General features: G+C 71.3%; 14 protein-coding genes. 10 read left to right on the top strand and 4 right to left on the bottom strand.

What is annotated here, in order from left to right; all coding sequences use genetic code 11:
* The first annotated feature begins 27 nt into the window (after positions 1-27).
* Positions 28-3,900 carry a DNA-directed RNA polymerase subunit beta' gene (rpoC, locus tag ACI3KY_RS16455; RefSeq protein ID WP_194414534.1) on the top strand — a complete coding sequence of 1,291 codons (3,873 nt, stop codon included), beginning with the start codon at positions 28-30 and terminating at the stop codon, positions 3,898-3,900.
* 93 nt (positions 3,901-3,993) lie between these two features.
* On the opposite strand, the gene ACI3KY_RS16450 is transcribed toward rpoC, so the two are convergent.
* Genes ACI3KY_RS16450 through ACI3KY_RS16440 form a run of 3 tightly spaced genes read right to left on the bottom strand, consistent with a single transcriptional unit; the run spans position 3,994 to position 5,905 of the window.
* Positions 3,994-4,689 (bottom strand): DUF3618 domain-containing protein, encoded by a 696-nt coding sequence (locus ACI3KY_RS16450; protein ID WP_404931224.1) that lies wholly within the window; start codon positions 4,687-4,689, stop codon positions 3,994-3,996.
* Positions 4,689-5,108 (bottom strand): phage holin family protein, encoded by a 420-nt coding sequence (locus tag ACI3KY_RS16445; protein ID WP_194414532.1) that lies wholly within the window; start codon positions 5,106-5,108, stop codon positions 4,689-4,691. The genes ACI3KY_RS16450 and ACI3KY_RS16445 overlap by 1 nt, the downstream gene beginning before the upstream one ends.
* Positions 5,105-5,905, bottom strand: a complete 801-nt coding sequence (locus ACI3KY_RS16440; protein ID WP_404931223.1) for a hypothetical protein — start codon at positions 5,903-5,905, stop codon at positions 5,105-5,107. The genes ACI3KY_RS16445 and ACI3KY_RS16440 overlap by 4 nt, the downstream gene beginning before the upstream one ends.
* Positions 5,906-6,142: 237 nt before the next feature.
* Between ACI3KY_RS16440 and ACI3KY_RS16435 the strand changes: the two genes are divergently transcribed.
* Positions 6,143-6,757 (top strand): hypothetical protein, encoded by a 615-nt coding sequence (locus ACI3KY_RS16435; protein WP_404931222.1) that lies wholly within the window; start codon positions 6,143-6,145, stop codon positions 6,755-6,757.
* Between the two features lie 14 nt (positions 6,758-6,771).
* Here the strand turns inward: ACI3KY_RS16435 and ACI3KY_RS16430 are convergent, their stop codons facing one another.
* Positions 6,772-7,422 carry a hypothetical protein gene (locus ACI3KY_RS16430; protein ID WP_404931221.1) on the bottom strand — a complete coding sequence of 217 codons (651 nt, stop codon included), beginning with the start codon at positions 7,420-7,422 and terminating at the stop codon, positions 6,772-6,774.
* A 176-nt stretch (positions 7,423-7,598) separates the two neighbouring features.
* Here ACI3KY_RS16430 and ACI3KY_RS16425 point away from each other — a divergent pair, with 176 nt between their 5' ends.
* The 8 genes from ACI3KY_RS16425 to ACI3KY_RS16390 form a co-directional block, all read left to right on the top strand.
* A complete protein-coding gene (locus ACI3KY_RS16425; RefSeq protein WP_404931220.1) occupies positions 7,599-8,639 on the top strand; it encodes an ABC transporter in 1,041 nt (346 codons plus the stop codon).
* A 43-nt stretch (positions 8,640-8,682) separates the two neighbouring features.
* Positions 8,683-9,261, top strand: a complete 579-nt coding sequence (locus ACI3KY_RS16420) for a hypothetical protein (protein WP_404931219.1) — start codon at positions 8,683-8,685, stop codon at positions 9,259-9,261.
* Positions 9,262-9,330: 69 nt separating this feature from the next.
* Entirely contained in the window at positions 9,331-9,999 is a 669-nt protein-coding gene (locus ACI3KY_RS16415; RefSeq protein ID WP_404931218.1) for a spermidine/putrescine ABC transporter substrate-binding protein, read from the top strand.
* Between the two features lie 129 nt (positions 10,000-10,128).
* A complete protein-coding gene (locus tag ACI3KY_RS16410) occupies positions 10,129-11,274 on the top strand; it encodes a serine/threonine-protein kinase (RefSeq protein ID WP_404931217.1) in 1,146 nt (381 codons plus the stop codon).
* Entirely contained in the window at positions 11,274-17,438 is a 6,165-nt protein-coding gene (locus ACI3KY_RS16405) for an Ig-like domain-containing protein (protein ID WP_404931216.1), read from the top strand. Before ACI3KY_RS16410 ends, ACI3KY_RS16405 begins: the two co-directional genes overlap by 1 nt.
* An 85-nt stretch (positions 17,439-17,523) precedes the next feature.
* A complete protein-coding gene (locus ACI3KY_RS16400) occupies positions 17,524-18,489 on the top strand; it encodes a MoxR family ATPase (protein ID WP_194414524.1) in 966 nt (321 codons plus the stop codon).
* Positions 18,486-19,895, top strand: coding sequence for a DUF58 domain-containing protein (locus tag ACI3KY_RS16395; protein WP_404931215.1), 1,410 nt, complete (start codon positions 18,486-18,488; stop codon positions 19,893-19,895). Before ACI3KY_RS16400 ends, ACI3KY_RS16395 begins: the two co-directional genes overlap by 4 nt.
* A partial coding sequence (locus ACI3KY_RS16390) for a hypothetical protein (RefSeq protein WP_404931214.1) occupies positions 19,892-20,106 on the top strand: 215 nt, incomplete at its 3' end. The genes ACI3KY_RS16395 and ACI3KY_RS16390, both read left to right, overlap by 4 nt.

Here is a 20,106-nt window from a genome sequence, read left to right as displayed (position 1 = left end):
GAACGAATTTCCGACACAGGAGAACCAGTGCTCGAATCAACCACTTTCGATCAGCTTCGCATCGGCCTGGCCACCGCTGACGACATCCGTCGTTGGTCCTACGGCGAGGTCAAGAAGCCTGAGACCATCAACTACCGCACCCTGAAGCCCGAGAAGGACGGTCTGTTCGGCGAGCAGATCTTCGGACCCTCGCGCGACTGGGAGTGCGCGTGCGGCAAGTACAAGCGCGTCCGCTTCAAGGGCATCGTCTGCGAGCGCTGCGGCGTCGAGGTCACCAAGTCCTCGGTCCGTCGTGAGCGCATGGGCCACATCGAGCTCGCGGCGCCCGTCACGCACATCTGGTACTTCAAGGGCGTCCCGTCGCGCCTCGGGTACCTGCTCGACATGGCGCCGAAGGACCTCGAGAAGGTCATCTACTTCGCCGCGTACATGGTGATCTCCGTCGACGAGGAGGCGCGCCACCGCGACCTCTCGACGCAGGAGAACAACATCCGCCTCGAGCTGAAGACGCTCGCCGACCGCCGCGACGCGCGTGTCGCCGCTCGCCTCCAGAAGCTGGAGGAGGAGCTCGCCGCGCTCGAGGAGGAAGGCGCCAAGGCCGACCAGAAGAAGAAGGTCAAGGACGCCGCCGAGAAGGAGATGGCCGGTATCCGCAAGGGCACCGACGACCAGATCACCCGTCTCGAGAAGGTGTGGGAGGACTTCCGCACGCTCGAGGTCGGCCAGCTCAAGGGTGAAGACGAGATCTTCCACGAGCTGCAGGACCGCTTCGGCCAGTACTTCGAGGCCCACATGGGCGCCGAGTCCATCAAGCGCCGCCTCGAGGCGTTCGACCTGGCTCAGGAGTCCGAGGACCTGCACCTGCAGATCTCCGAGGGCAAGGGCCAGCGCAAGATCCGCGCGATCAAGCGCCTGAAGGTCGTCAACTCGTTCCTGCAGACCGGCATGAGCCCGGCCTCGATGGTCCTCGACGTCGTCCCGGTGATCCCGCCGGAGCTGCGCCCGATGGTGCAGCTGGACGGTGGCCGCTTCGCGACCTCCGACCTGAACGACCTGTACCGTCGCGTGATCAACCGCAACAACCGCCTCCGTCGCCTGATCGACCTCGGTGCCCCCGAGATCATCGTCAACAACGAGAAGCGGATGCTGCAGGAGGCCGTCGACGCGCTGTTCGACAACGGCCGCCGTGGTCGCCCCGTCACGGGCACGGGCAACCGTGCGCTCAAGTCGCTGTCCGACATGCTCAAGGGCAAGCAGGGCCGGTTCCGTCAGAACCTGCTCGGCAAGCGCGTGGACTACTCGGGCCGTTCGGTCATCATCGTCGGCCCGCAGCTCAAGCTCCACCAGTGCGGTCTGCCCAAGCAGATGGCGCTCGAGCTGTTCAAGCCGTTCGTGATCAAGCGCCTGATCGACCTCGGTCACTCGCAGAACATCAAGGCGGCCAAGCGCGCCGTCGAGCGCACGCGTCCCGAGGTCTGGGACGTGCTCGAGGAGATCATCCGCGAGCGCCCCGTGCTGCTCAACCGCGCACCCACGCTGCACCGTCTCGGCATCCAGGCCTTCGAGCCTCAGCTCGTGGAGGGCAAGGCGATCCAGCTGCACCCGCTCGTCTGCGCCGCGTTCAACGCGGACTTCGACGGCGACCAGATGGCCGTCCACCTGCCGCTGTCGGTCGAGGCTCAGGCCGAGGCCCGCATCCTGATGCTCGCGTCGAACAACATCCTGAAGCCGTCGGACGGCCGTCCGGTCACCCTGCCTTCGCAGGACATGATCATCGGCCTGCACCACCTGACCACGGTCAAGGAGGGCGCCGCCGGTGAGGGTCGTGTGTTCGGCTCGGTCGGCGAGGCGATCCTGGCGAAGGACGAGGGCACCCTCGACCTGCAGGCCAAGGTCCGCATCCGCGTTCCCGGGCTCACGTTCCTCGAGGGCGAAGCGCCCGAGGGCTACGAGCGCCACGGTCTCGTGGACGCGTCGCTCGGCCAGGCGATCTTCAACGACACGCTCCCCAAGGGCTACCCGTTCGTCCGCGAGCAGGCCGACAAGGGCAAGCTGTCGCAGATCGTCAACAAGCTCGCCGAGGAGTACCCGAAGGTGGAGGTCGCGGCTTCGCTCGACCGCATCAAGGACGCCGGCTTCTACTGGGCCACCCGTTCGGGTGTCACGGTGGCGCTGAGCGACATCCTCACGCCCCCCAACAAGGGCGAGATCGTCGCGGGCTACGAGAAGCAGGCCGCGAAGGTCCAGGCGCAGTTCGAGAAGGGTCTCACCACCGACGCCGAGCGTCGTCAGGAGCTCATCAAGATCTGGACCGAGGCGACCGACGAGGTCCAGAAGGCGATGCGGGACAACTTCCCGGCCGACAACACCATCAACCGGATGGTCTCGTCGGGTGCTCGTGGTAACTGGCTGCAGATCCGCAACATCGCGGGTATGCGAGGCCTGGTGAACAACCCCAAGGGTGAGATCATCCCGCGTCCGATCATCTCCTCGTACCGCGAGGGCCTGTCGGTGGCGGAGTACTTCATCGCGACGCACGGTGCCCGTAAGGGTCTGGCCGACACGGCCCTCCGTACGGCCGACTCGGGCTACCTGACCCGTCGTCTGGTGGACGTCTCGCAGGATGTCATCATCCGCGAGGAGGACTGCGGCACGACCAAGGGCCTCGAGTTCACCATCGCCGCCCCCGGCGCCGACGGTGCGCTGGTGCGCGACGCGAACGTCGAGAACTCGGTGTTCGCCCGCACGCTCGCGGCCGACGCCGTCGACCCGAAGGGCGAGGTCGTCGCCTCCGCCGGTGAGGACGTCGGCGACGTGCTCATCGACAAGCTCGTCGGTGCGGGTGTCGAGTCGATCAAGGTCCGCTCGGTCCTCACCTGCGACTCGGCGGTCGGCGTCTGCGCGAAGTGCTACGGCCGTTCGCTCGCGACCGGCAAGATCGTCGACATCGGCGAGGCCGTCGGCATCATCGCGGCCCAGTCGATCGGTGAGCCCGGCACGCAGCTCACGATGCGTACCTTCCACACCGGTGGTTCCGCGTCGGCCGACGACATCACGCAGGGTCTTCCCCGCGTGCAGGAGCTGTTCGAGGCCCGCACCCCGAAGGGCGCGTCGCCGATCGCCGAGGCCGATGGCCGCATCACGATCGACGAGACCGAGAAGTCGAAGAAGGTCATCCTCACGCCCGACAACGGCGACGAGCCGCACGTCTACCCGGTCCTGAAGCGCGCGACGCTCCTGGTCGAGGACGGGCAGCGCGTCACGGTCGGTCAGCCTCTCCAGGTCGGCACGCTCGACCCCAAGGAGGTCATGCGAGTGCAGGGTGCCCGCGAGGTGCAGAAGTACCTCGTCAACGGCGTCCAGGGCGTGTACCGCTCGCAGGGTGTGCCGATCCACGACAAGCACATCGAGGTCATCGTCCGTCAGATGCTGCGGAAGGTCACCGTGGTCGACCACGGCGACACGACGCTGCTGCCGGGTGAGCTGGTCGACTTCAAGAAGTACCAGAACATCAACCGCGAGACCGTGGCCGAGGGCAAGCGCCCCGCGTCGGGTCGCCCGGAGCTGATGGGTATCACGAAGGCGTCGCTCGCGACCGAGTCGTGGCTGTCGGCCGCGTCGTTCCAGGAGACCACCCGCGTCCTGACGCAGGCGGCCATGGAGGGCAAGAGCGACCCGCTCGTCGGCCTCAAGGAGAACGTCATCATCGGAAAGCTCATCCCCGCCGGAACGGGCCTCGCGAAGTACCGCGATGTCACGGTCGAGGCGACGGAGGAGGCGAAGAGCGAGCGGTACCCCAACCGCATCTTCGCCTCGGACGGCGCGTACACCGACGCCGACCTGAGCTACGTCGACTTCGACAGCTTCTCCACCGACGGTTTCACCACCGACTACAACTGAGTCGACCGGGTCCCGATCGGATCCGCACGTCGCAACGAAGGGCCCTGGCTTCCGCCAGGGCCCTTCGCCGTTCCTTGATAAGGATGCCGCGACTCAGTACTGCGTCGTCAGCCCCGTGTCACCCGTGGTGCCCGTCGTTCCTGCAGCGCCGGTCGTGCCCGTGGTGCCCGTCGTGCCCGTCGTGCCGCTCGTGCCGGTCGATCCGCCGCTCGGCGCGACGTTCTGCTTGACCCGCTCGGCGGTGCTCTGGGCCTCCTCCTTCACGGTCTCGGCGGAGGCGGCGGCCGAGTCCTTCACCTGGTTGACGGCATCCTTCGCCGGCTCCTTCAGGTTCTGCGCCACGTCCTGGGCGGCGTCCTTCGCCTTGTCCATCGCCTTGTCGACGAGCGGCTGCGCCTGGTCGCGCAGCTGGGTGCTCCAGCGCTTCTCGGCGTCCGTCGGAGGGATGAGGCTCGCGACGAGGAAGCCGACCCCGGCGGCCAGGAGGCCGACGACGAGCGGCGTGCCCTGCGTGGTCTGCCGTGCCTTGTTCGGCAGGTCCTTCACGGCGTCGCCGGCCGCGCCGAGCTTGTCGCCCACCGTGTGGCCGGCCGAGGATGCCGAGTCGCCGAGGTCGTCGGCGGCTCCCATCACGCGGCCCTTGACGTCGCCGAGCACCTGCCGGACCCGCGTCTTCTGCCGTTCCATGATCTTCGGGGGCGAGACCTTGTCGGCGAGTGCGTCCACATCCCGGCCCAGTTCGTCGCGCGTCACCTCGATATCGGCGCGGATCTGATCTGCGTTGCTCATTATCGGTTCTCCTGATTTCTCTTGAGCGCGTCGGGGATCTCCTTGACGGTCTCCACCGTCTTCGGCGCCCCCTGCACGGTCTTCAGCCGGCTCCGGCCGACGGCGAAGAGGATCGCGGCGATGATGGCCCAGATGACGGCCACGATCACCGCCGACCAGCCGAGGCTGTCGATGAGGTCGCCGAGGCCCCACCAGAGCGCGATGCTGAGGAACAGCACCGCCATCGCGCCGGCGTATCCCGCGCCTCCCATGAGGCCTGCGCCCTTGCCGGCGCGCTTGGCCGACTCCGAGAGCTCGGCCTTCGCAAGCTCGAGCTCCTTGCGCATGAGCTCCGACAGGTCACGCGAGACCTCGCCGACCAGGTCGCCCAGCGAGGTCTCGGCCGCCTTCTGCTGAGACGGCGTGGGCATATCCGTCATCGTCGTGCCTCTCCTGTCGCAGACCACTCGTCTTGCGCTGCGCCGGTCGCTTCGGTGCCCGCGCCTGCCGCCAACGGGTCGCCCGTCAGCGCGTCGCCCGAGAGGGCGTCGCCGATGGGGGTCTCACCCTCGTAACCCGTCGCTCCGAGCGCGCCGGCACCGGCTGCCGTGCCACCGAGGCCGGCGGTGGTGCCGCCTGCGACCGTCGGCGAGCTCGTGGCGAGGGCCGGCCGCGCGCCACCGGAGGTGCCAAGCGTTGCGCCCGTGGTCCTGTTGTCGCGCGAGTCGGCGACGAGAGCCCGGGTGATGCGACCCGCGACGAGGCCCACTCCGACCGCGATGGCCAGGAAGGCGCCCGTGTGCCGACGAGCGAAGGTCCGCACCTCGTACACCACATCGGCAGGCTCTCGCTGCTCCAGCCAGTCGGCGACGCGGCGCGTCTGCTCGCCGACGGCGCGCACGGCGTTCGTCGCCGCTCCCGAGCCGGTGGCAGTGCCGTCAGCCAGCCCGGAGAGCTCGTCGCTCGTGCTGCGCAGGGCGTCCGCGGCGCGGCGCTGCTGGGTCGAGGCCTGGTCCGACAACTGCGCGCGGGTCTCGTACAGGAAGCCACGAGCGGCGTCCTTCGCGTCGTGGGCCACGTCCTTCGCCTCTTCGCCGGCGACGCCGGCGACATACATGGCACCCGCGTCCACCTCGGCCACGGTCTCGACCGCGCGCTCCTTGACGTCGCTCGAGCCTGTGCCCTGGCCCGTGGCCGTGCTCTGGTTCGCATACGGATCGGTGTCGTAAGTCGACATGCTCCTCCTCCACTCTCACGTGCGGCGTCGCCCGGCGCTGTGCCGGGCCTGGGGTTCCGCCGTGGTGCAGACAACCGTCCGTCATACCGGGCAGTTGCGGAGAGGGGGTCGCAGTCAGCGCGGCGGGAGTGTATATTGCCCCGCCCGGCACTCCCCGGCGCGGCGCATCTTCCGCGGCGTGTATCGAGCCCATCGCGCCGTTGCGGCTTACCGTGGAAGACGGAGGTTGGGGGCCCCATGGCGAGGATCGGCGGTCGCAACGCGTGGATCGCCGTGCCCGCAGGGATGCTGTGCGCCGCCGTCGTGGGCGCGCTGGTGTGGCTGTCGCTGCCGATGCTGCCGGTGACCGTCGCGTGGGTCGGCGACACCCTGCGCACCGCCACGGCGCCCGAGCCCAGAGCAACGCCTCAGCAGACGCCCGCGCAGACGGCGGCGGACGGCGGCGCGATCGATTGCCGGACGCTCTACGCCGACGACCTGTGGAACGAGCTCATCTGGCGCGCCGGCTCGCTCCTCGGTCAGTCCCAGGTACCGCCGGCGACGACCGCCACGTCGTTCGCCGACGCGGCGGCGCCCCAGGTGCTGGTGACCTGTACGTGGCGATTCGAGACCGGCGGGATCGTCACGACGCTCGCGAAGGTCGACTCGGCCTCCTCCTCCATCGCGGAGGCCGCCCTCTCGGGCGAGGGGTTCGCATGCGAGGTCGCCGACGGTGCGACGGTGTGCACGCGCACGCAGGGCGGGGTGCGCGAGGAGCACACCCTCCGCGACGGACTCTGGCTCGTCAGCGTCGAGACCCAGTGGCACCCCGAGGATTACGGGTCACGGCTCGACCGGAGCGTGTGGGGCTGATCCGACCGGCGGGTTCAGCCGAAGAGCGCGGCGACGACCGCGGCGGTGTAGCCGTTGGGGGCGAGGGCGGAGTACGCGGTGTCGATGAGGATGTCGTCGCGCCAGAACAGCGTGCGGCCGTCGGTGACGGGGTAGGTCGGGTTCTGCCAGGTCTTCTCGCAGCGCGTCCCGCCGTCCGGGGTGTAGCAGGTGTAGCCCTCGTCGACGACGAGCTTGTTGAGCATCTCGAGCGCCGGCCCTCGTGACATGTAGCTGATGGTGGTGACGAGCCCCGTGGTGTCGGCGGCCGGATCGCGCCAGACGCAGATGAGTCCGCCGTCGGGCTGCGGGCCCGACGAGCCGAAGGCGGGGTCGTTCAGCGGCGTGCCGTCGAGCTGGGCGAGCACGTCGGCGGTCAGGATCGCGCGGCAGTCGTCGGGGATGTCCGCGAGCGCCGTCGCCGACGGTGTCGGGGTCGGCGTGCCGGAGGCGTGCGCCGAGGGTGTCGGCGTGTAGGTGAACCCGTTGCCGGAGGGGGCGTCCGGGGCGCAGGCCGTCACGAGCGCGAGCGCGAGGAGGACGGATGCCGCGGCCGCCGCCCGCCGGGTCGTGCGGGCCGGCGTGGGCGCGGCGCTGGGTGGGCCGGCAGGGGCTGATGCCCGGAGGCCTGTCGCGGGGGATGGCATGGGCCCAGGGTAGTGGGGCGGCGGGCACAGACCCCCGCGCAGCGCCGCTCCCTGCCCGCCGTGCCGGCGTCCCGCGACGTCGGCACCGGATTCTCCCGGCATGCCTGCGCGTCATGCGTGGGCGCGCGGGCTACTCTGCCACTGCAGGGACTGGCCCTGCGTGAGGAGTGCCTGCGATGAGTGACCCCAAGTCGTCCTACGGCGAACCCGTCGAAGAGCCCCACGGCGTCGACGACGTCGTCGGTCGAGCGAACGAAGGGCTCGCCGAGGCAGAGGCGGCCCGCCGTGACGCGGTCGACGCCGAGACCACCTCCGCAGATGCTCCGGACGCCGCGGAGGCACCGCACGACGAGGCTCCCGCCGCGGCGGACGAGCCCGCAGACCGAGCGGCCGCAGACCGGTCCACCGCCGAGCGCGCAGACGTCGCGGCCGACGAGATCGTCACGCCCGTCACCGCCGCTCCGGCCGAGGCGGAGCCCGACCCCTGGGCATCGCCGGAGGCGGCATCCCTGGACTACACGTCGGCAGCGGCACCCGTGGCCGCCGACGACGCACCGACCGTCGTGGCAGCGCCCGTCGTCACGCCGAGCGAGCCCGTGGCCGCCGAACCGGTCGTCGCCGAGCCCGCCGTGGTCGCCGCTGCCGCTCCGCAGCCCATCTTCGTGCAGGCGCCCGAGGCGCCCCGGCCGCGCGGCAACCGTGCGGCCGCCGGGGCCATCGGACTCCTCGCGGCCCTCGCGTTCGCCGTGCTGTATCTGGCGGTCTGGCTCGGTGTCGACGCCATCGAGGGCGACGTGACCGGCGAGAACGTCGGGACGACCGTCCTCGGCGCATTGTCGACGTGGTCGCTCTGGGTGCCCGTGGTCGTCTTCTTCTTCGCGTTCTGGCTGCTCGGCGCGATCATCAACCGCGGCCGCTGGGGCGCGTGGGTGATCCTCGGCATCCTCGTCGGCATCGCCGCCTACGGCGGGCACATCCTCGGGGCCCTCTTCCAGGCGCCCTTCTGGGAGCTCACCGCCAGCCAAGGCGGCGACCTCGCCGAGGCCGAGCTGCTCACGCCGCTGGCGATCGCCGCGTTCGTCATCGGCCGCGAATTGACCATCTGGTTCGGCGCGTGGGCCGCCGCGCGCGCCGCGCGCGTCACGGAGCTCAACATCGAGGCGCAGCGCGAGTACGAGCGCACGCTCGAGGCCGGCCCCCAGCTGGTCCGCGCCTAGCCGCACCCCGCCCCGGAGCCCGGTCGCGACGTAGGCTGGCGCCATGGCCGGTGACAGGGCGGACGCAGGCTCGGCGGGTCCCGTGCGCCCGCCGGTCGCGCTGGCATTCGCGACCATCGGCTTCATCGCGCTGACGATCTGCGGGCTGGGGATCACGAGCCTGGTGACCGGCGAGGACGTGATCGCGACCCCCGGTCTCGGGCAGATCCCCGGCGCAGCCGGCGTCGTCTGCGCGACACTGGCCTTCGCGGGCGGACTGTGGGGCGCGATCGCCCGGGCGGGAGGCGACACGCAGCCCCCGACGCACGGCCCGGATCCGGCATCGGCGCGTGTCGCCTCGGGTTCTGCCGCCGGCGCCGGGGCGCGGCATCCGTCGTACTGGGGCGCCGCATGGACGACGGCCGCGGCCTTCATCGGATACGTCGGAGGGGTGTGGTTCGCGGCGCTGTTCACGGGCACCGACCTGGCGGTCGCGACCGCGGTCGCCGGACGCCTGGCCACCTCGTGGTTCGGAGTCGTCGTCGCGGCGGCCGCCTTCGTGGCAGCGTGGAGCGGGATCGCCCTCGTGCGCACCCATGCGCATCGCCCGCGGTGGCCGTGGGAGGACGACTTCGACGAGTGAGCGGCGCGCCGCCGCGGAATTCCGCGCTGATCCGGGCGTGAACGGATGCCGGGTACTAGCGTTGACCGGGTGGAGCGGTCGCTCGAGACCCAGGTCAGCCAGGCGGTGGACGCCTGGCTCGCCTGGTTGCCGCGGTGGGAGCCCGCGACGCACCGCGGCCGGACGGCACCGTGCCGGCGCTGCTTCGGATCGCCGGTGCTGTCGGCCGCAGGGCTCGGCGCCGACGTTCCCCACGGAGTGCAGCACGGACTCTCGACGCGCATCAAGACGATCGTCGACCGCTCGGTGGCCGAATACACGGCGCTGAATCTGCCGATGCTGCAGGCCGAGCTCGACCAGCAGGCGGCCCGCAACCGTGCGCGCAGCTATCGTCCCGGCGAGGGGCTCGACCCGGAGTTCGAGGGTCTGCCGCTGGACCCCGATCCGGTGCCCGGCGCGCCGTTCCTCTTCACGATCGCGGGTCTCGCCGAGGAGGCCGATGCGCACGTCCCCGACCTGCCCCCGCTGACGGACGAGGCGAAGGCCGCTCTCCGCCAGGAGGTCGGCCTGGCCGACGACTACGCGAACATGGTCGGGCGCGAGGTGTGCACGATCCTGCTGCACCATCGCCTGCGCATCCAGGCCGCCGTGGGCGAGTTCGTCGAGCCGCAGATCGAGGCGATGCTCGCCGATCTCACGAAGTCGCTCGACGCCCCGTTCGACCCTCACGATCCCGGCGACGCCGACCGCCTCGAGTGAGCCCGTGCGGGCGGGCCGACGCAGCGAGTGAGCGGCGGGTTCTCCGAGGTGGTTTTGCTAGCATGGCCAGGTTTGTTGCCTTCACGAGGGCAAGGGTCGGATCGCGGTAACGAACTCTGGGGAGGTGTGGTGGCCACACGGCTTCCGTCGGCGCCCCCGATCCTCCCCGGGCTGGCCTATATCCGCCCGCTCGGCTCCGGCGGATTCGCCGATGTCTTCCTGTACGAGCAGGACATGCCCCGCCGCAATGTGGCTGTCAAGGTCATGCCGAGCGACGTGCGCGACCCCGAGCTGCGGCGCATGTTCAACGCCGAAGCCGACGTGCTGGCGCATCTGTCGGCCCACCCCTCGATCGTGACGGTCTACCAGGCGAGCATCTCGGCCGACGGGCGACCGTACATCGTCATGGAGTACTGCCCGGATTCCCTCGCCCAGCGCTATCGGGTCGAGCGCATCCCGGTCGAGGAGGTGCTCGCGATCGGGGTGCGCATGGCGAGCGCGCTCGAGTCCGCGCATCGCGCCGGGCTCATCCACCGCGACGTCAAGCCGAGCAACATCCTCATCACGACCTTCGGCACCCCGGTGCTCGCGGACTTCGGCATCTCGGCCTCCTTGCAGCGCAAGAGCGGCGGCGAGGTGCTCGCCATGTCGATCCCGTGGAGCTCGCCCGAGGTCATCGCCGAGCAGACCAGCGGCACGGTCACGAGCGAGGTGTGGAGTCTCGGCGCCACCATCTACTCCCTGCTCGCGGGCCACAGTCCGTTCGAGCGGCGCGAGCGCGGCCAGAACACCAAGGACCTGCTGCGGCGGCGTATCGCCCGCGCGACCTACGTCGAGATCCCGCGGTACGACGTGCCGATGGTGTTGCAGACGGTGCTGGCGACGGCGATGAGCCGCGACCCGGCGCGGCGGTACGACTCCGCCCGGGCGTTCGGCGAGGCGCTGCGGAGCGTGCAGGCCGAACTGGGGCTGTCACCGACTCCGCTCGAGATCCCGAACACGGAATGGACTCCGGCATCCGGCCCCGTGGACTTCGCCGACTCCGGCCTGCGTGGTCCGGCCCGCTCCCGGGTCGAGCGCGACGTCACCCGCAAATCACGCGCCGGCACCGGCGTCGCCGGCCTCGCCCGCGACGAAGACACCGAGATCTCCTCGCCCGTGCGTCGCCGCCGCAACGGCGGCCGGGCGCTGCCCTGGATCGTCGGCATCGGCGTCGGCCTGCTGGCGGGCGCGGGCGCGGTCGTGGTGACGCTCGTCGCCGTCGGAGCGCTCTGATGCGGCGCGGAACGCTGTTCGGCCTGGTGGCCGCGGGTGCGGTGGTGGCCGCCGTCATCGGCGTGAGCGTGGTGTGGCCCGGACTCGATGCGCAGGAGACGCCCGACGTCGACACCGCGGTATGGGCGCTGCAGACCGGCGAGGGTCGCCGCTACGCCCGTGTCAACACGTCGGTCGGCGAGCTCGACACCGTCCGCAGCATCAGCAACCCCGACGAGGTGGTACAGGCCAGCGACGGCGCCTACCTCTTCAGCGACAGCTACAGCACCGTCACGCGCATCGACGAGTCGATGCCCGTGGACCTCGACGAAGAGGCCCTGCAGACCTCGCAGAAGACCCCCGCGGGCACCACCGAGGTGGTGACGGCGGGGGACTACGTCGCCTATCTCACCGACTCCGGCGCGGTGCATGCGGGGCGCCTGTCGGGCGGCTCGGCGTCGAAGCTCGACCCGTTCCCCTCGGACGACGAGAACGCGCCGGGGTACACAGCCGACGCCATCGCGGTCGACACCCGCGGCATGCTGTTCGCCTATTCGCGCACCGACGGCTCGGTGCTGCGCTTCGACATCGGCGACGGAGACGTGCGCGGGCGCGACGCGCTCGACGCCGAGGGGCTGGCAGCGCCCGCCATCACGGCGGCGGGGGACACGTGGGCGCTGGTCGACACCGAGGACGGCGACGTCTGGCTGCGCGGGCAGGATGCCGCGTCGCAGGCGCCGACGACGGGCACCGTGGTGGTCGGCAGTCCCGACGCGGGCGGCTCGAGCGTGTACCTCGCCGACGACACGACGCTGGTGCGCGTGCCGGCGGACGGATCGGACATGCAGGTCGAGGTGGGCGGCGCCACGGGGGCGGTCGTGGGGACACCGGCCCAGCCGGTCACGCATGATGGCGTCGCCTATGCGGCATGGCTCGGGCAGGGCGACAGCGGCGGTCTGCTGTGGCGCTCGGACGACGGCACGGTGCCGCTCGACTACGGCGGTCAGAGCATGGGCGACGGTCGCAGGCCCGCGTTCGTGGCGGGCGGCTCGGCCGTGATCCTCAACGAGACGCGGTCGGGCTGGGCATGGTCGGTTCCCGATGGCGCGCTGATCCCGTCGAGCCAGGACTGGACCCTCGATGACCGCACCGACCCCGACGCGGTGCCGAGTGACGAACAGCTGCAGGTGGTCCTCGACCCGAAGCCGCCGATCGCCGAGCCGGATGGGTTCGGCGTGCGCGCCGGCGGCCTCGCAACGCTGCCCGTGCTGCTGAACGACCACGACCCGAACGAGGACGTCCTCACCATCGATCCGGCGTCGCTCACGGGACTCGATCCGGCGTTCGGCGTGGTCTCGATCACCGACGACGGCCAGCGCTTCGCCGTGCAGGTCGCGGCCGGTGCGAGCGGAACGGCGACGTTCTCGTACGCCGTGACCGACGGCACGGCCGAGAACGGCCTGAACTCCGACGCGACGACGGTGACGCTGAGCGTCGCGGGAGCCGGGGCCGACTCCGCGCCCGAATGGTGCGGCGTCGACCGGTGCCTCGTGCAGTGGCCGCAGCCCGAGGTCGCTCTCGGCGGCACGGTCACCGTGCCGGTGCTCAACGGCTGGGTCGATCCCGAGGGCGACCCGCTGCTGCTCCTGTCGGTCGAGAACGCCGACGGAGTGGGCAGCGTCGCCGCGACGCCGGGCGGGGACGTCGTGTACCAGCACAGCGACGATGGTCAGACCGGCGAGCAGCTGATCGAGCTCACGGTCACGGTCGCCGATACGCAGGGTCAGACGAGCACGAAGCCGCTGGTGGTGCGGGTGTCGCCGCAGCCGAAGCTCGCCGTGCAGTCGTTCGCGGTGACCGACACTGTCGCGTCCGGCATCACGGTGGATGTCGCCGACCACGTGACGGGGACCGCGGGGACGCTGGCGCTCGACTCGGTGCGCGTGCTCGACGACGCCGCGGCGACGGCGACCGCCGTCGGCGGGTCGACCTCCTTCGACTTCACGTCGCAGGATCCCGGGACGTACCGCGTGGACTTCACGGTGACCGACGGCACGAGCGAGGCGACGGGCACGGCGCGCATCACGCTGCTGCCCGCAGACGCCCCCGCCCAGCTGGCGACCTCGCCCGTGGTCGCGTTCGTCCATCCGCAGGAGGACGCGACCCTCGAGGTCTTCGACGCGGTGTCCAACCCGACGCGCCGGGTGCTGCTGCTGAGCGACGTGGCCGCACTCGCCGACGACGGGGCCACCCTGTCTGTCGACGCGGTGGGGCAGAATCATCTCCGGGTATCGGGCACGACCGCCGACGGCAGCCCCGGTCGCCTCGGCACCGTGACGTACCTGGTCAGCGACGGCACCGAGGATTCGGGATCGCGGGTGCAGGGCCAGGCGACCGTCTACCTGCTGCCGCCGGCGCCGGAGCTCGCGCCCATCGCCGTCGACGACACCGTCGTCGTGCGCGCGGGAGCGCAGATCGACATCCCCGTCCTCGACAACGACATCTCGCCGGCGGGCGGGCGACCGACCCTCAACGCGGCGTCGGTGGCGTCGACGACCGACACCGCGCTCGCGTTCGCGTCGGGCGACGTGCTGCGCTATCTCGCCCCGCTCGAGCCCGGCGAGTACGGCATCGACTACTCCGTCTTCACGACCGGGGCGCCGTCGCTCGCCGACGATGCGAGGGTGCGCGTGCAGGTGATCGACGACGACGCCAACCGTGCCCCGACGGCCGACACGATGGAGGGCCGGGTCCTCAGCGGCCAGTCCGCGCAGATCGAGTTCGACGGCTTCGGGATGGACCCCGACGGCGATGTGGTGACACTCGACCGCATCGTCGAGCAGCCGCAGCGCGGTGCGGCCGCGATCGCTGCGGACGGGGCATCCATCACCTACACGAGTGTTCCGGGCGACAAGGGCCAGGTCTCGTTCCGCTATCGCGTCGTGGACTCCTTCGGTGAGACCGCCGAGGGCACGGTGCGCGTGGGCGTGCTCGACAGCGAGGCGAACCCGAGCCCCATCACGTACACCGACTACGTGCAGGTGCAGGCGGGCGAGAGCAATACGATCCGCGTGAGCCCGCTGTCGAACGACGTGGATCCGACCATGGGGACGCTCCAGGTCACCGACATCCGCCCGGATGCGCCGCCGACCCTGATGGACGGCACTGAGAACCCCGAGTACGCACGCCTGAACGACCGGATCCTCGAGGTCGATGACGCCACCGTCGTCATCGCCGCGGGCGACGAGCCGGCCACCATGTCGTTCCTGTACGACGTCGAGTCGTCGTCGGGCAACACGGGCCGCGGCCTCGTCGTGGTGCGGGTCGTGCGCGAGCAGGTTCCCGACTATCCGGTCGTGGCCGACACGAACCTCACGGTCGAGACGCGAGACGACTTCCCGCGCGGGGTGGACGTGCTCGATGGCAAGGTGACGTGGTCGGGCGGCGACGTGGGCGAGCTGACGATGTCGCTCTGGGGCGAGCCCGAGGGCGTCTCCGTGCAGGGGTCGAAGCTGCGCGGCGAGCTCCCCGAGAAGACGCGGCTGATCCCCTTCGGGGTGACGGGCACGAGCGCGTCCGGCGAGGAGGTCACGTCGTACGGCTTCCTCCGCGTGCCCGGCGACGACGACCTGGCGCTGACGCTGCGTGCCGGCGCCCAGAGCCCCGAGGTCACCGAGCAGGAGTCGACGTCTTTCGACATGGCCGATCTCGTGGCCCGGCCCAAGGGCACCCGCATCGAGGTGGGCGCCGACGCGAAGGCCTCCGGCGCACGCCCGGAAGCGGTCTGCTCGGTCGAGTCCGGAACGACGGTGCGCTACGACGCGGGCACCGGCGCCCCCTGGGTGGACGCGTGTCAGGTGCCCGTGCGTCTCGACGCCAAGGCGGACTGGACCTACCTCTCCGTGCCGATCACGGTGAAGCCGCGGGACCCCCAGCCGGAGCTGCGCCCTGCGTCCATCACCGTCGGCCCGGGCGAGACGGCCACGTACGATCTGCGGACGATGACGACCTGGCAGCTGCGCGCCGACTGGGAGGGCATCGTCTATGCAATCGAGCATCCCGGTGGCGCGTTCGAGGTCGTCCAGAACGGTTCGATCCTGTCGGTGACCGGCGCCGACCGGGCCGTGCCGGGTTCGGAGGAGGCCGTGATCGTCTCCGTGACGAGCCACCCGGCGGTCGCTCCCGCCCGCCTCATCCTCCGCGTCGGCGCGGCGCCGTCGACGCTCCCGCAGGGCGGGTCCGTGGTGCAGCAGTGCACGCAGGCGTCGGGCGCGTCGTGCACGTTCCCGGTGATCGGCGCCTCCGGCGAGGTCAATCCGCTGCCCGGAACGCCCCTGGAGCTCGTCGGCGTGCAGTCGACCGCCGCCTGCGCGGGCGTGGCCTTCGCCGTCGCGTCGGCGCAGGCCGTCACGGCGACATGGACAGGGGATGCCCCGGGGGCGACCTGTGCGGCCTCGTTCTCGGTCCGCGACGCACAGGGCCGCGTGACGAGCTCGGAGCGCAACGGCCGCGTGCTGCTGGATCTGCTGGGCTACCCGAAGGCGCCGGCCAGCGTCAGCCAGGCGTCGTACGGGAACGGGACCGTGACGCTGCGCGTCGATCCCGGTCAGGCGCGCCAGGCGTACCCGGCGCTGAGCGGCTTCGTGATCCGTTCCAACGGGGCGGAGGTCGCGCGGTGCACGGCAGACGGCGTCTGCCCCTCGCTGCCCGCCCCCAACGGCGAGCAGCGCACGTATGAGGCGTGGGCGGTCAACTCCGTCGGCGAGTCGAAGGCGGCCGTGCGCACGGTGGCATGGGCGTACGACGCGCCGCCGGCGCCGTCGGCCGTCACCGCGGCGCCGGTGCAGACCGGCGACGGCCAGGGCGGCATCGTCTCGCTCGTGATCGACGGGGTCGACACGAACGCCACCGGCAGCCTCGAGATCCGCAGCGATACCGGCGAGACCGTGCGCGTTCCGGTCAACGGCAACCGACCGACCGTCGAGCTTCCGTGGTACCGGGTGGGCACGAACCGGGCGACGATCATCACCGTGACGCCCTACTCGCGCTTCGACCTGCCGCCGGGACTCGGGGGCAGTGCGTCGGGCAGCGCGGTCACGGTGCAGGCCAACGGCGTGGGCAGCCCGCAATCGCCCCACCTCGCGCTGAGCTCGGCGTCGAACGGCGACGGCACCTCGACGATCACCGCGAGCGCGTCGGCGACACTCAACGGCGACGGGTCGAGGCTGCTCTACGGCATCGTGCCGGACGGGCAGCGCTGCGTGGCGGAGGGCGGCTCGACAGCCACCTTCACCGTCGACGACGGCGATGAGTACTCCTACCGGATGTGCGTGGAGTCGGTCTGGGGCGACCGCTCGTACGGCCGCGCCGAAGACACCGAGAGCGTCCGGGCGCAGCAGTCCGGCAGGGCGCCGAGGGGCTGGACGTTCGTCGTGGATGCCGCACCGAACGTCAGCGACCTGCACGCGGAGTGGATCATCCGCAGCGACCCGACGACGACGGACAACGTCCCCAACCGCAACCACGTCGAGTTCGAGGGCTGGGGCCCCGGCACGAGCGTCATCGGCACGAACCCCGGCATCCGGGTGCGCTACGTGCACGACTGGTGGAACACCGCGACGGACTGGGCGGCGGTGACGCCGAAGGCGGGCAGCGCGCCGTACCAGGTGCAGGCGACGTGGGGGGTGACCTCGTGCGCCGGCGGCGGCACCATCGCCGCGGCCGGGCAGTCCTCCAACGCCCCGGACGGCTCGAAGGCGAACTTCGTGTTCGACTACTCCGCGGCGCGCTACTTCACCAGCCGGGGCCGCGAGATCACCGACACGGCGAACCGCACCCACGTCCCCAACGGCGCAGCCACGGTCACCGGCATCCGCGTCACGGTCGACTGGAACGCCCAGGGCTGGGGGCTCTCGCCGGTCAGAGGCGCCGAGCTGCCCCAGGCGTCCTGTACGCCGAACGAACCTCTGCCGACCGGCGTCGTCGCCGGCTCCGCGGGGTATTTCACACCCGACTACGCACGTCTGCCCGGCAACCTCAACGAACTGCGCTCCCTCGGCGCCCTGGGCCAGACGACCGCCTGGGCCGAGGGGCAGTACGTGGTGCTCGGCGACTCCTCCGACGCCTACTGGAACGGCACCACCTGGGCGAGCGGCAGGGCACCGGCCCCTCCGCCGACCCCCTGACACCGGGCTGCACGGCAGGCGCAGGCCGCGGCATCCACTCCCATCCACGACGCGACAGCACACGGACACCGAGGACGACAACGACATGACCATCACGCAGGAGCAGGCCGACTGGTTCGTGCAGACGTTCGGGCAGATCGCCGACAACGTGGAGCGCGCGGTGCTGGGCAAGCGGCGCGTGGTCGAGCTGGTGCTGACGGCGATGCTGAGCGACGGCCACGTGCTGCTCGAGGACGTGCCCGGCACGGGCAAGACCTCGCTCGCCCGCGCCATGGCGCAGTCGGTGCAGGGCACCAACACGCGCATCCAGTTCACGCCCGACCTGCTGCCCAGCGACATCACCGGCCTGAGCGTGTACGACCAGAAGGAGGGCGTGTTCGAATTCCACGCGGGCCCGATCTTCGCGAACATCGTGCTGGCCGACGAGATCAACCGGGCGAGCCCCAAGACGCAGTCGGCGCTTCTGGAGGTCATGGAAGAGGGGCGCGTCACGATCGACGGCGTCTCGCGTCCCGTCGGCGTGCCGTTCCTCGTGCTGGCGACGCAGAACCCGGTCGAGCAGGCGGGCACCTATCGTCTGCCCGAAGCGCAGCTCGACCGCTTCATGATGCGCACGTCGCTCGGCTACCCCGACCACGCGGCCACCGTCCGGATCCTCGACGGCGCCGCCGTCGCGACCGCCCAGCTCACCCCGATCATCACGCCCCAGGCGCTCGTCGGCATGGCGGACCTCGCCGCGCAGGTCTACGTCGACGCGCTCGTGCTCGACTACATCGCGCGCCTGGTCGACAGCACGCGTTCCGCCGACGAGGTGCGCCTGGGCGTCAGCATCCGTGGAGCGCTCGCCCTGACGCGTGCGGTGCGCACGCGCGCCGCGTCGCAGGGCCGCACCTACGCGACGCCCGACGACGTCAAGGCGCTCGCCGTGCCGGTGCTCTCGCACCGCCTGATCCTGCACCCCGAGGCCGAGTTCGACGGCGTCACGCAGGAGACCGTGATCGGGCAGGTGCTGCTCGATGTCGCACCGCCCTCCCGCCGCGAGACCGCATGACGCTCGAAGAGTCGCGGCTCACCCGCACCGTCCACTCCACCGGCGCCGCCGGTCGCACCGGCACGGCCGGACGCACGCACGTCACCTCGACGAGCACGTCCACGGCGTACGGCACCGGCCGGTCGCGCCGTGGTCGCGCGCTCGTGCGCGCCGCGGTGTGGGGTGCGAACGCGTGGCGCACCGCCGGCTCGGGCATCTCGGCGGCGGCGGACTGGGCGGGCGCCACGATCCGGCCGGCCGGTGCCCTGGTCGCGTCGGCGGCGACGGCAGGGCTGCTTCTCGGGATGCTGTTCGGCTGGGTGGAGTGGATGGTCGCCGGTGCGGCATCCCTCGTCCTGGTGGTCGCAGCGATCCCGTTCCTGTTCGGAGCGCGGTCGTACGACGTCGACTTGACCCTCACTCACGAGCGCGTCGTGGCAGGCGATGACGTCGCCGGCGAGATCGTGGTGCGCAACGACGGGCACCGGCTGTCGCTGCCGGGGCGCATCGACATCCCGGTCGGAGCGGGCCTGGTGGAGTTCGGAGTGCCGCTGCTGCGGCCCGGGCACTCGATCTCGCAGCCCCTCGACATCCCCGGGCTGCGCCGCGGGATCGTCACGGTGGGACCGGCCACCACGGTGCGCAGCGACCCGATCGGCCTGCTGCGTCGCGAGCATGCGTTCGAAGACGTGCACCAGGTGTTCGTCCACCCCCGCACCACGGCGCTGCCGTCGACGAGCGCGGGCCTGATCCGCGACCTCGAGGGCAATCCGACCCGGCGCCTGGTGGACGCCGACATGTCGTTCCATGCGATCCGCGAATACGCCCCCGGCGATTCCCGCCGCCAGATCCACTGGAAGTCGACCGCGAAGACCGGCCGCCTGATGGTGCGCCAGTACGAGGAGTCGCGACGTTCGCGAATGGCCGTCGTGCTGGGCGTCGCCGAGGCGGAGTACGCCGACGCGGACGAGTTCGAACTGGCCGTCTCGTGCGCGGCATCTCTCGGCCTGCGTGCGGTGCACGACGCCCGTGACGTGCAGATCGTCGTCGGCTCCGAGATCCCGCGCGTGGTGCGCGGGCGGCTGCGCGCGATCCGGCACATCCCCGCGCCGGCGCCGCGGCCGATGCTCGACGGCTTCAGCGGGGTCGACCTGCTCGAGAGCACCATGCCCGTCGGCGAGGTGTGTCGCCTGACCGCCGAGTCGGGGGAGCGCCTGTCGATCGCGTTCGTCGTGGTGGGCTCGCGCGTGCCCCTGACGCGGCTGCAGCAGGCGGCGCTCGCCTTTCCGGGCGACACCGAGGTGGTCGGCCTCATCTGCGATGAACGGGCGCACCCGCGCATGCAGCCGGTCTCCGGCATGACGGTCCTGACGGTCGGCACGCTCGAAGACCTCGCGGGCCTGCTGCTTCGCGGAGCGACCTCATGAGCGCCGACGAGCCGCGCGCAGCGCGCGACAGCACCCTGCCCTTCGAGCCGCGCATCGCGGCCGGTGCGGCGTTCGCGCTGGTGATCGCCGTCGTGGCGGCCGTGGCGGCCTGGCCGATCTACCACGCAGGCAGCTTCCTGCTTCTCGTCGGCGTCGCCACCGTCGTCGGCGGCGGCATCGCGGGCGTCGCGTGGTGGCGCCGATGGAACGC

The sequence above is a fragment of the Microbacterium sp. ZW T2_14 genome (assembly GCF_044987405.1).
Lineage (GTDB): Bacteria > Actinomycetota > Actinomycetes > Actinomycetales > Microbacteriaceae > Microbacterium.
Note: the sequence above shows the minus strand (reverse complement) of the source record. Positions and strands in the feature narration are given on the sequence as shown.

What these genes read in the sequence shown, in the direction of transcription:
- ACI3KY_RS16395 (WP_404931215.1), top strand. Translation starts at nt 18,486, where the DNA reads ATGACGCTCGAAGAGTCGCGGCTCACCCGCACCGTCCACTCCACCGGC.
- ACI3KY_RS16450 (WP_404931224.1), bottom strand. Translation starts at nt 4,689, where the DNA reads ATGAGCAACGCAGATCAGATCCGCGCCGATATCGAGGTGACGCGCGAC.
- ACI3KY_RS16440 (WP_404931223.1), bottom strand. Translation starts at nt 5,905, where the DNA reads ATGTCGACTTACGACACCGATCCGTATGCGAACCAGAGCACGGCCACG.
- ACI3KY_RS16425 (WP_404931220.1), top strand. Translation starts at nt 7,599, where the DNA reads ATGAGTGACCCCAAGTCGTCCTACGGCGAACCCGTCGAAGAGCCCCAC.
- ACI3KY_RS16405 (WP_404931216.1), top strand. Translation starts at nt 11,274, where the DNA reads ATGCGGCGCGGAACGCTGTTCGGCCTGGTGGCCGCGGGTGCGGTGGTG.
- ACI3KY_RS16400 (WP_194414524.1), top strand. Translation starts at nt 17,524, where the DNA reads ATGACCATCACGCAGGAGCAGGCCGACTGGTTCGTGCAGACGTTCGGG.
- ACI3KY_RS16445 (WP_194414532.1), bottom strand. Translation starts at nt 5,108, where the DNA reads ATGACGGATATGCCCACGCCGTCTCAGCAGAAGGCGGCCGAGACCTCG.
- ACI3KY_RS16420 (WP_404931219.1), top strand. Translation starts at nt 8,683, where the DNA reads ATGGCCGGTGACAGGGCGGACGCAGGCTCGGCGGGTCCCGTGCGCCCG.
- ACI3KY_RS16435 (WP_404931222.1), top strand. Translation starts at nt 6,143, where the DNA reads ATGGCGAGGATCGGCGGTCGCAACGCGTGGATCGCCGTGCCCGCAGGG.
- ACI3KY_RS16430 (WP_404931221.1), bottom strand. Translation starts at nt 7,422, where the DNA reads ATGCCATCCCCCGCGACAGGCCTCCGGGCATCAGCCCCTGCCGGCCCA.